This is a genomic window from Rothia sp. HMSC075F09 (assembly GCF_001810515.1).
In the GTDB taxonomy this organism is placed as follows: domain Bacteria; phylum Actinomycetota; class Actinomycetes; order Actinomycetales; family Micrococcaceae; genus Rothia.
In genome coordinates this window covers 239401-251818 of record NZ_KV801798.1, presented here as the reverse complement: position 1 = coordinate 251818, position 12418 = coordinate 239401, and the positions used below count along the sequence as shown (strand labels likewise).

6 protein-coding genes are annotated in these 12418 nt (G+C 56.2%); all 6 read left to right on the top strand.

Annotated features, from left to right (window positions below; all coding sequences use genetic code 11):
• Positions 1–1989: superoxide dismutase (locus HMPREF2749_RS08425; protein WP_083301096.1), on the top strand; the 1989-nt coding region annotated here is incomplete at its 5' end.
• Between the two features lie 251 nt (positions 1990–2240).
• Entirely contained in the window at positions 2241–4280 is a 2040-nt protein-coding gene (locus HMPREF2749_RS08420; protein WP_070594069.1) for a hypothetical protein, read from the top strand.
• Positions 4281–4601: 321 nt separating this feature from the next.
• Positions 4602–6722 carry an S-layer homology domain-containing protein gene (locus HMPREF2749_RS08415; RefSeq protein ID WP_070594067.1) on the top strand — a complete coding sequence of 707 codons (2121 nt, stop codon included), beginning with the start codon at positions 4602–4604 and terminating at the stop codon, positions 6720–6722.
• Positions 6723–7141: 419 nt separating this feature from the next.
• Positions 7142–8974, top strand: a complete 1833-nt coding sequence (locus tag HMPREF2749_RS08410) for an S-layer homology domain-containing protein (RefSeq protein ID WP_070594065.1) — start codon at positions 7142–7144, stop codon at positions 8972–8974.
• Between the two features lie 451 nt (positions 8975–9425).
• Positions 9426–10307, top strand: coding sequence for an S-layer homology domain-containing protein (locus HMPREF2749_RS08405; RefSeq protein ID WP_070594063.1), 882 nt, complete (start codon positions 9426–9428; stop codon positions 10305–10307).
• A 342-nt stretch (positions 10308–10649) separates the two neighbouring features.
• Positions 10650–12418, top strand: a 1769-nt coding sequence (locus tag HMPREF2749_RS08400) for a gluconolactonase (RefSeq protein ID WP_070594169.1), incomplete at its 3' end; no start/stop codon positions are given.

Genomic DNA, 12418 nt, shown 5'->3' with positions numbered 1-12418 from the left:
CCGGCGAGCGCCCGCGCGCTCAGCCTGTCATTACTGCTGGGTTTGAGCCCGCTTGCCGGTATCACCCCGGCGGCACTCGCAACGCCGGCACAGGCTACACCTGAGCAGCAGGCGCAGCCGGCGCAGGCGACCCCCGCCTCCCCCGCTGCAACTCAAGAAGATGCTGACGAACCCACGTATTCGCTTCCGGAGGTAGATGAATCTCGCCATCCTGAAATGGAAGGGTTTACAGTCTCTCCCGAGACTCTCAACATTACTCGAGGAGGCACCGTCACGCTGACGACGCCTCCGCTCAGTGCTGAATTCCGTCAGAATTACGAATTCTACGAATTTTCTCTGGTTGATCGCGGTTCTTCGTACTTCAAAGCCGCGCATGCCCGCATTGACGGATATGCCTACTTTGGCTACCTCTTTGACCGTGAGCCCAACCCGAAGCAGATGGTAGAAAACCCAGACGGGAGCTACACCTTCTTCCTCAATATTGGGCCGTACATTATTGAGGCTAATGAAGGCACTCTTTTCGACGTCATTTTGACGTACCACAAGAAGGGCCACCGGGAGGATTTTTGGCCGTCCGAATTCCGTTTTGTGGCGCGTGCACCTATTAATGTTGTGCAGGACCCTAAGCCGACTGAGACGACGTACATTTTCAGTGTGCCCGCAATTGATGACCCGTGGAAGGATACGACTCTGACGATTGAGGGGTTCCATATCCTTACGAGCGGTAGTCGAGAGGGCAAGGATGGCCCCGCGCTTCTGGCTTTTTATGAAGTCGACCCGAAGACCGGAAAGATTGTAGGCGAACCAGAATTCACCACTCGGATTCCGTACCCGGCTTCCCGTAGTGGAGAGCGCGTTTATTTCCTGAATTGGCATTTTAAGACGTCTATTACGATTCCTGGGGGAACGCTTAAGCCGGGTAAGGTCTATAAGATTGGTTTCTACGGTAAAGACCGTCCGGAGGATGAGAATTACCCCGGTGAGTTGCTGAATGATGTTGCAGATTTCATCCCGGTACGTTCGCTTAATAAGGAATCGGCTAGCCCTGAGATGTTTCTGAAGGCTACGACGGTGAGCCCTTATGATGAGGAAAATATCCTTCAGGTACGCGCCGTCGGCTTGAAGAAGCAGCCTGGGGTCTCTTACCGTTTCTCGATGCAGCATGTTGACGCGCAGGGACTTCTGGCCAGTCAGAAAACGCTGGTGCAGGAGATTGCTGCTGAGAACATCCATGACGGCACGGTGGATGAGAAGCTGAACGTCCCCGGTGCGCCGCTGAATTATGACGGCTCGTACAGGCTCTTCTTGGAAAAGGTGACTGCCGGCAAGGACGGTACGGTTGAGTCGGTTGAGCAGCTTACTTCGAAGGATCTACAGCTGCAGTTTACGAAGAATAAGGAGGTCAACGCCGCCTGGGCATGGTTTAAGCGCCGTCAGGTTCTTCCTGAGTTTTCTTCTTTGAGTGAGGGACGCGATATGACGCGCCGCGATGTGACGGTGGCATTGTACCGCCTGGCGGGTTCCCCGAAGGTTGAGCTTCCGGCGACGAGCCCTTATGGAGATATCGCTCCGGATGATCCGGACTACGCCGCGTATATTTGGGCTCGTCAGAAGGGCATTACGTTCGGTTGGGCGGATGGGAATTTCCACCCGGAGATGAACATGCACAATTATTCGACGGCGGCGTTCCTGTATAGGTATCAGCGTTCGCGCGGTAAGGTGTCTCCCGGCTTGCCGACTGCCGCACCGCAGTCTCGTAACGGTAGCCTGCCGGGGTCGGATGAATCTGAGGTGAGCGCTAACCCATGGGTTCTGGATTTGGAGGAGGGTAGCGCTTTCTGGCGTGAATCTCGGTGGGCTGTTCAGCAACGCATTTGGGGCTACACCGGGGATTGGGAACACGAACGCTTTTTCATGGAGACAACGTCCGTCTATGACTTGGCGTTGATGCTGTACCGCATGGAGCACGGCGGCAGCCACCTCAAGTAGCGCCCGGTTGTAGTGAGGAGTGACCGGTGGGCTGGAATGCTCGACGTAGTTCGACTTTTCAGCCCGCCGGTGCCACCCCGGTTTTTCTTCCCTGCCTTCTGCGAGTTCTTTTGCCCAGCACCAGGCTTTACGGGGCTTCTTCTCCCCTGTTTTTTGGGGGTCTTCTCAGGCTTTATCCGCTCAACTTCTTCACTTGCTTCATCTACTCGCCCGCTTCATTCACCGTACAGTTTTTTGTAGATGGGATAACGATGTCTTCATTCTTCACACCACGAGGTGCCTCGCACCATTCTGATACCCCGCGCCACCCGGCGAGCGCCCGCGCGCTCAGCCTGTCATTGCTGCTGGGTTTGAGCCCGCTTGCCGGTATTACTCCGGCGGCGCTCGCAACACCGGCCCAGGCAGCACCTGAGCAGCAGGCGCAACCGGCACAGGCTGCACCCGCCTCCCCTGCAGACGAGCAGAAGAAACCTGACAACCCGGTTGGCATGAAGCTCACCTCGGGTACCCTCAACATTTCTGAGGGCGGCACTGTCTCTGTGACCACCGCGCCGCTGAGTGCCGAGTTCCGCGCAAAGTACACGCTGTATGAGTTCGGCATTGTGGAGCGCGGTAAGAATTACCTTCAGTCACATTACGGCGATCCCCTTCCTGAGGCGCAGTACGGCAGCAAGGTTGCCAGCCTCCGTGCTGAGGGTAAGGCACACGATAATCCTGACGGGAGCGTCACGTTCACTCTTGATATCCCGAAGCAGTGGATGATGGTTCCAGAAGATACCCTCTTCGACGTGGCGCTGACCTACTACCCGTCCGATAAGCCTGACCCACACGACTATCCGTACGATGATCCTCGTATCACGGCACGAATTCCTTTGCCCACGGTGCGCGACCCTGAGCCTGACCAACCGACGTACCGCTACAGCATTTCGGCGATTGACAAGCCGTGGCAGGATACGACTCTGACGGTTGAGGGCTACCATATTCTTCCCCCGAACATCGTAGGCGGGTACGACAGCCAGGCGTACATCACTCTGTATGAGGCAGACCCGGCTACGGGAAAGATTATGGGACGCCCCGTTTTCTCCCATGTTGTTCCGTTGACGGGCAACTGCTTGCATCACTGTACGGGTTTTCGCAATAACTATTTCGGCACGAAGATGACGATTCCGGCGGGTACGTTGAAGCCGGGCAGGCTCTACATGATTGGTATCTACGGTTCTAATCTGCCTCACCCGGGTGAGGAGGAGTACAGCGGTAGCTTGCTGACCAGTGTTGCGCAGTTCCTTCCGGTGCGGTCGGGGCAGCCGAGCGATAACCAGCCGAATCCTGACCAGCCTGTAGCGCGTCCGGATTTGTACATTCCGTATAAGCGCATCAACCCGTATCAGGAGATGAATACTCTCACCGCACGTGTCTCGAATCTTTCGAAGCTTACCGATGGCCATTACCGTTTCTCGGTTCAAGCGACGGATGATTCTGGCGAGCCAACCGGCGAGAAGGCGTTGGAGCAGGTTATTCCCGTTGAGCGCATCCACGATGGTGCCGCTGAGGAGACGCTGAACGTCCCCGGTAGCGCGCTGAATTATGAGGGGTCTTACAGGGTTGTTCTGGAGAAGGTAATCCCCGGCAAGGATGGCGTGGCGGATGCGGTCGAGCCGGTGGCTTCTGAGAATCTTGACCTCTTGGCGAATACTGCTGAGGAGCGGAAGGCTGCTGTCGAGTGGGTTAAGCAGCAGGCTCTTCTGGACGAGAGTAAGACTGTGCTGAGTCGCCGCGATGTGACGGTGGCGCTGTACCGTATGGCGGGCGCACCTCATGTTGAGCTGCCTGCAACCAGTCCTTATGCGGATATGGCGACAAGCGACCCGGACTACGCCGCATACATTTGGGCTCGTCAGAAGGGTATTACGTTCGGCTGGGCGGACGGTAAGTTCCACCCGGAGGCAGCCCTTTCGACGCGTTCTGCGGTGGCGTTCCTGTACAGGTACCAGCGGATGGTTGCCCCGGCTCCTGCGCCGGAGTCGAGCAGTGTGCCGTCTTCGTCTGCGCCTAAGAACAGTAGCGTGCCGGGTGATTCTCCGGTCCGGGTTTCGCGTTCGCATTGGTCCGATTATGAGCGTACGGATACTGCATTCTGGCGGGAGTCGCTGTGGGCTACTCAGCAGTTCATCTGGGGTTATACGGATTATGATCGCCGCTACGCCGAGGGTTTCAGTTCGGATACTGTTTCTTCTTCGGAGTTCTCGGTCATGCTGTACCGCATGGAGCACGGCGGCAGCCGCCTCAAGTAGTCACCCTGAAGTAGTTATTTGAGAGTCGCCTCCCGCGGCCACGCAGCCTGATACTGTGTTGCTTTACAATCGGTGATGGCGGGCTGAAATTTTCGGGCTGATTCGCCCGACTTTTCAGCCCGCCAGCACTTTCGCTAAGACGCGCTGTGCGCCCCCCTTTCTACTCAACTTTTCGTTCATTTCTCCCCTTCCACTCAACGTTTTCCCTCACTCGCTTCAATCACCGTACAGAATGCCACTGTGCAGAAAACCACCCTGCAAAAACCACCGTGTAAAGCCGCGGTATAGAAAGCACAGTGCAGAACATTAGATGGGATAACCGTGTCTTCTTTCTTCCGACCAACCACAGTTCAGGGCGCTAAGACGCCTGCCCAGAAAATCCGCATTCAAAATGCCCAGAGTAAAAAGGCAATCAGCCTCTCCCTGTTGCTGGGCATGACCCCGGCGCTGGCGGTCACCCCTGCTGCGCATGCTGATGCGGCACAGACGAAACCCGCACAGGTGGAGCCTGCTCAAGCGGATCCGGCGAGCCCCGTCTCCCCTGCCGCATCGTTGCAGGCAACCCCCGTAGCTACCGTCCCCGGCGCCGCTGAGGCGGATGCCGCAACCGGTATTAGCGATGCTGACAAGATTGATTTGAAGGTCACCACCGGCACTCTCAATATTTCTCAGGGCGGCACGGTGTCCGTGACGACTTCCCCGTTGACCCCCGAGTTCCGTAAGAAGTACAAGCTCTTCCAGTTCGGCCTCGTGAACTGTGGTACCGGTTACGAGTGGTCCCGTACCGGCGAGGCAACCCAGAATCCCCTGTACAGCGGCAGGGTCGATCATCTTCGAGAAGACGGTATCGTCCACGACAACCCGGACGGGAGCATCACCTTCACCTTCGAGGTCAAGAAGCAGACCATCCGGGCAACCCCTTCGCCTGCCCTTGACGTGGTGCTGACCTACTATCCGGCGGGCGAGCGCGAACCGAACGCCGAGGAGTATGAGGACCCCCGCCTTACTGCCCGCACTCCGCTCAGCCTGACTCAGGACCCTGAGCCGGATCATACTACTTATGTGTACAGCATGCCGGCGATTGATAATCCCTGGGTTGATACGCAGCTGACGATTGAGGGCTACCATATTCTCTCTAAGCAGCTTCTTGAGCCGGGGAGTGCCCCAGCATATCTGATGCTGTATGAGGTTGACCCCGCCACGGGTTTGATGGTGGGCAAGCCCGTTTTCACTCATGCAGTTCGTTATACGGATTGCGGTGAATACTATTGCTGGAGCTTCCTCAACAACTATTTCTCTGCGGATGTGACAATTCCTGCGGGTACTCTGCGACCGGGCAAGTCGTACATGATCGGCGTCTACAGCGGCTTCTTCCCGAATCCGGATGAGGAGAAGGTACCCGGTAGCCTTTTGACGGATGTTGCCCCGTTTATTCCGGTGCGCTCGCCCAACTCGAACACCGAGGTGAAGGATGCCGCCCCGGTTCTGCGCGTTGAGCCGCAGCAGATGGACCAATATCGTTCTGATTCACCGCAGGTGAGCCCCTATTGGGAGAAGAACACGTTGCAGGTGCGTGCCGTGAACCTGCCAAAGCTCACTGAGGGCCATTACCGTTTCTCTATGCAGGCTACGGATGCTTCTGGCAATCTGACCGGCCAGAAGGCGCTGGAGCAGGATATTGCGGCTGACCGCATCCAGAGCGGTTACACGGAGGCGACGCTCACTGTTCCCGGTGAGGCGCTGAATTATCAGGGCGGTTACAAGCTGGTGGTGGAGAAGGTTCTTCCCGGTCAGGGTGGTGCCGCGGATTCTGTACAGCAGGTTGTTTCTACTGACATTGATTTGGTGGTGAACGCGTTTGAGGAGCGGGAGGCTGCGAAGAGGTGGTGCAAGGCTCAGCAGCTTCCCAAGTCAGAGCTCTATTATTCTGAGAATATGACGCGCCGTGATCTGACGGTGGCTCTCTATATGTTGGCGGGTTCGCCGAAGGTTGAGCTTCCGGAGACCAGCCCGTATCCGGATGTTCAGCCCAACGACCCGGACTACGCCGCATATATTTGGGCTCGCCAGAAGGGCATTACGTTCGGTTGGATTGATGGTAGTTTCCACCCGGATGCGAAGGTTTACGATTCTTCGGCGGTGGCGTTCCTGTATAGGTATCAGAGGGCGCAGGGTAAGGTTCCTGCGGCGAAACCTCGTCCTGTTTCTTCGGCGTCAAAGAAGAGTAGCCTGCCGGGTGGTTCTTCTGAACGTGGGTGGAATACTGTTCTCGGCTGGCATTACTCGTTCCATAAGGAGTCCCAGTGGGCGATTGATCAGCACATTTGGGGTTATATCAGCGAACAGTCTACCTATGAGGCGTATGGGCAGTCGTTTATTGGGCACACGGAACTCGCTACGATGCTGTACCGCATGGAGCACGGCGGCAGCCGTCTCACATAGTGTCTCGCCGTGGTGTTAGCTATTTTGGGTAGCTTTCGTCAAATAGGCAACTTTACGACCCTGTTTATGTGCCACTTTTATTGTGGGTGACTTTTATGTTGCCTTACCCACCGCATTGTGAATATTCTCAACCTGCAGAGGTTGCATAGGTGCGAATTTTTCGAATGCGGTGGGTTTTTTACGCTTTCTTTTTTGTACAGTGACCAGTGTTTGTGCTTATCAGCACACTATTTAGGCATATTTTCCACGTCATGCACATACTTTTTAAAGCTATACTTCACCTTAAGACATGCGATAAAACACACAGGCATTTTTCGCACTGATGACCTTTCAGGTTCCAGCACGTCTTAACTATTTGCTACGGTGTTTATGCGCACCACACTCGATGCGTGACACCGATAAAAACTGATTGGATAACAATGTCCTCACTTCCCAACCACATGCGCTTTGCGCTACCCAAAAACATGGCTAAGAGCGGCTGCGCCCTCACTTTGGCGGGCGCCATGCTCTTGCCCCTCTCTCCCGCGTTTGCCGCACCTGCTACTCCGATAGCAGCCCAGGCTGTTGAGCAGGGTGAGGTTCAGGGTGCTCAGCGTCTGCAGGTTACCTCCGGCACTTTTGATATTCTCAAGGGCGGCAACGTGATGGTTAGCGGCTCCGGTTTCTCCAAGGACTTCGTTAAGGGCAAGTCGTTCCGCCTGTACGTTGTTCCGAAGGGTGAAAGCGTTGCTTTCTCGCCGCACCGTCCGCGTGATTACCCCTTCTATGTTCAGGATGTTCCCGCCTCCGCTTTCGCGGCTGACGGCACCGTGAACCTGACCGCTTCTATCGGCGCTAACTATCTGGAGGCCAATGGCTCGTCCTTCGATGTTGTGCTCGGTTACCGCGATGACGCTGAAGACGGCTGGATTCCCGCGGATGAGGTTCGTACTGAACTGAAGGTTGCGGATGTTCCCACCGTTGATTCCCCTACCCTGTCGTACAGCGCTTCGTCGGTGAATGCTTCTGAGAACGCTAAGGTCACTGTGAACGGTGCTGGTTTCCAGAACATTTCGTACAACGGTAGCGAGTCGCTGATTGTTGCGGTTCGTGCGGTTGATCCGGCGACCGGCAAGGCGACCGGCCCCGCGCTGGCTCAGTCGGAGGCTAAGTTCACCTCCTACTCTGCGTTCTTCGGCCAGTACATGGGTTACACCAACGGCCGCTTCTCGACTGTTCTGGACATCCCGGCGGGTACCCTGAAGTCCGGTAGCTCCTACGTTGTGCAGACTTTCGAGTTCAATGTTCCGGAAGATAACGATGAGGCGAACAACCAGGCACTGAGCACTCAGGCGTTTGTTCCGGTGAACGGCGAGAACGTTAAGAAGGAGTCTCCTTCGGTTTCTTTGAGCACTGACACGGTGGATCTGAGCTCTTCGACCACTATCCGTGTGAAGGGTAAGGACTTCAATGTTCCGGCTGGCGCTACCGTGAACGTGCTGTTCTCTGAGGCTGAGGCTGACGGCAACCCGACCGGTGAGGCTCTGGATAGCATCACTCTGAACGCTGACCGTGTGGCGACCGGCGCGTTTGAGACGACCGTTAACGTTGACGGCACCAAGCTGGATGAGGATAGCCACTACGCTATTTTCGTAACCATCAACTACGCCGATGGTCAGCGTGAGCGCATCGCGGCTGATTACCTGACTTTGACCGGTGAGTCTGCGAACAAGAAGGCTCGTGAGCGTTTCGCTGATGTTCCGGCTGCTCACGCGAACCACAAGGCTGTTCTGTGGGCTGCTGATCAGAATCTGATTGATTCTCGTGAGAAGGATTGGTTCGGCGTTAATGATGATGCGACCCGCGGTGAGCTGACTGTTGCACTGTACCGTATGGCTGGTTCCCCGAAGGTTACCCTGCCGGCTACTAGCCCGTACCCGGATGTGAAGACCGATGACCCGAACTACGCTGCGTACATTTGGGCTCGTCAGAAGGGTATTACTTTCGGCTGGTCTGATGGTAAGTTCCACGCGAATGCGTCTGTTTCTAACGCTACTGTTGCGGCGTTCCTGTACCGTTTTGATGGTAAGAAGCCGGTTGCTGCGTCTGAGGCGCCGTACACCGATGTGAAGGTTGGCTCCGCGTTCTACCGTGAGATTACTTGGGCTAAGCAGCAGAAGCTGCAGGTTTTCCCGGGTTCTGAGTACCACCCGTCTGCGCTGGTGAGCCGTGGTGAGCTGGCTGGTTTCTTGATGAACTACAAGGTTCGCTAGGGTCCTGCTAGTTCGTTGGGATTAGCGTCTAACCCGCAATGATTGAGCCGGGCTGGCGGCGATGAAACGTTGGTTTTATCCCGCCGGCCCGGCTTTTCTGTGCCATTGCGGGGTGTTTATGAGGTGACTGCAAGGTATCTGTAGGGGCGCGTGCGGGACTGTCGCCCGGTGCTGTTCCGCGGTTTTTCGAGGTATTTTTGCCGGCTAACACGCTAATGTGGGCTGTACCGCATGTGGGGCGCACCTCATGCGGTACCCGCTATTGGGCGGATTTTTGGGGTGCTCCACTCCCCTTTTTAAGAATGTTCTGTGGAGTGTAAATTAATATTTTTCAAGCTGTGGTTTATGCTTAGGACTGTTGCGCCCCCTTGGTGCGCGCCCTTATCCGGCTGGGTGCGTAGAACTAGAGGGAGCCCATTACACACCGACACATCAACCACATTGAGGATTTATGTCCCAGGATTTTAAGCAGTCGACTGATACTGCCCATAATTCTTCTGCACCTCTGCTGGCACCGGAGGGCACCCCCGAGGCTTCTTCTCAGGCTGATTCGAAGAAACGTAAGCGCCGCCGTATTGAGCTGGCTGTTGGCGCTGTGGCGCTGGCGGGTGTTTTGTATCTGCCGTTCTCACCTCTTTTCTCTTTTTATGATCCGTCGGAGGCGCGTCTTTCTTCGGCGGATACTGCTGCGCCGGCGCCCGCTTCGGCAACTTCTGCACCTGTCTTGGTGTCGAGTTCTTCGACGCAGGGCCCGAAGATTCTGCGTCCGTCCGTGACCGCGCCGGATGCGAATACTATTTTTGCTGATGCCCCTGAGGATTCTGCGTACTATGCGGGTATCCGTTGGGCTGTTCGTACCCAGACTATGGAGCCGGTTTCTGAGGACCATTTTGGTGCTGAGGATCCGGTGACTCGTGGCGAGTTAATCACCATGTTCTATAAGCTGGCGGGTTCGCCGGCGGTGGCCCGTCCGGAGCATTCGCCGTATGCAGATGTTGATGAGTCTGACCCGAACTATGATGCGTACCTGTGGGCGCGTCAGGAGCGTATTACGTCCGGTTGGGTTGATGGTAAGTTCCATGCGGAGGCGCGTCTGTCGAATGCTTCTGCGGCGGCTTTGCTGTACCGTGCTGATGGTGCGCAGAAGATTCAGATGTCGGGTTCTTCGCCGTTTAGCGATGTTTCGTCTGTGACTCCGTTCTACCGTCAGATTGTGTGGGCGTCTCGTCGTGGTGTGTCTACGGTGTCTGAGGGTAATGCTTTTGAGCCGACGGCTCAGACGTCTCGTGGTCGTGTTGCGATGATGATGTACCTGTACTTCCGCACTTCCTAGTTTTTGCACTTCCTAGTTTCTGTGCTTTGTTTTAGCGCTTTGCTTTAGCGTGTTTGGCGGCCCCGCACTCTTGTTTGGGAGTGCGGGGTTCTTTTTTCGGGCTTTAGCCTGCTGGGCTCAGTTTTTAGCGGCTGGTCAACCTGGGAAAACCCTCAGAACCTTCAAGTCTCTCTTGAGTGTTTCCTGACTTCTATTCACCCCTTTGATAGGGTGAAATTGTCCCCGAAACTGACGGGGATATTCGACCACTTCTCATTGGGTTGGCGCAGATTCGACGAAGATTTCTCACTCCCCTTTTAGAAACTGCATTGGCGCGATGGGTTCGACCAATAAGGAATGATTATGTCCGCTCTTCCGAATTTCAAGGCTTCGTCCTTCTTCCGTGCAGCACGGGGTTGCGGTGCATTGGCGCTGGCTGGCGCGATGATTCTGCCGATGTCTCCTGCGCTTGCTCAGAATGTTGCCGCGGATACTCCTGCGGCGGCTGTTGCTGGTTCCCTGCCGGATGATCGCGTCCGCGAGAATCCTGTTGCTACTTCTGATGAGTTCGCTCCTCATTGGAGCTACAACGCTTTGAAGGATACCGGTAACGATCAGGTTCTGAACTTCTCAGGTTGGGACTTCAACGGCGATATTAACTCCCCGAAGGGTGTTCAGATTGTTGTGCGTGAGAAGGGCTCGAACACCCCCGTCCTGGCTATCAGCGACATTATCGAGTACAACGACCCCGAGTATTCGTCCCAGTACCAGCATGGGCTCCTCAACGGTAACGTTAAGATTCCCGCTAACACCCTGGATACGGCGAAGCAGTACACCGTTGAGGTGTGGGGCAACAACGGCTACGAGGGCGACGAGTTCATTACCCCTGTCGTAGGTAAGGCACCCGAGGGCCGCGGCACCCTGCTCGCTTCTCAGGCGCTGAACTTCAATGGTTCTGATGGTTCGCAGGCTGCGGATGTTCCGGGCGCTAAGGCCACCCAGGAGTCTACCCCGACGTTCGAGGTTCTGTACGACGGCAAGGCTCAGCTGCTGTACACCTCCGAGGGCGGCGCCGTTCACGTGAAGGGTTCGGGTTTCACGAAGGAATGGCGTGAGAAGCACGGCAACGTAGCAGTTTATATTGCCGCTTCTCAGGGCGTTCCCGATGGTAGCCTTCTGCCCGCTGATGGTACGCCGCTCCGTTTTGAGGAGGGTAAGGACTTCACCATTGCCGAGGATGGCACCCTGGATGCTCAGCTGACCGTCAAGCCGGGCGCGCTGCTGAACTACTACGAGCCTCGCAACTACTTCCCCGGTATCCCGCGTTACGAGGTGCGTTACGAGGTTGACCTGGTTGCTGAGAAGCAGGGCGACTCCCAGCTGACGGTTAAGGACCTGTGGGCTGGTAAGAACGTGGTGCAACGTATTGCGGTGCAGACTCAGGCGTACCGCCCTGAGAAGTTTGCTCCCAAGGTGGAGTACAAGGCTCTGGGCGACACCACCGCGGATCAGGATATTTACTTCTCGGGTACCGGCTTCTACGGTGAGATTGCTTCCCCCAAGGGTGTTCAGTATGTAATCCGTGAGAAGGGTTCGAACACCCCGGTTCTGGCAACCAGTGACCTTATTGAGTACAACCACCACGACCGAGCCTTTGAGTTCGTGAACGGTGAGCTGTCCGGTAGCGTCAAGGTCCCGGCGAACACTCTGGATCCGGCGAAGAAGTACGTCGTGGAGGTGTGGGGTAACAACGGTTACGAGGACGGCGAGTTTGTCGCTCCCGTGGTGGGTAAGGCACCCGAGGGCCGCGGTACTCTGCTGGCTTCTCAGGACCTGAATTTTAAGGGTTCTGATGCGTCCAACACTGATGATAAGAAGCCTAGTCTGACCGATGAGCAGCGCAAGGAACGCGCTACCCGCGGCGAGCTGGCGGTGGCTCTGTACCTTCAGGCTGGCGCGCCGGAGGTGAAGCTGCCTGAGACGTCCCCCTGGCCGGATGTGAAGACTGACGACCCGAACTACGCGGCGTACATCTGGGTTCGTGAGAAGGGCATCAGCTACGGCTGGTCGGACGGCAAGTTCCATGCGGACGCTGGTATCTCGAACGCTACCGTTGCGGCGTTCACCTACCG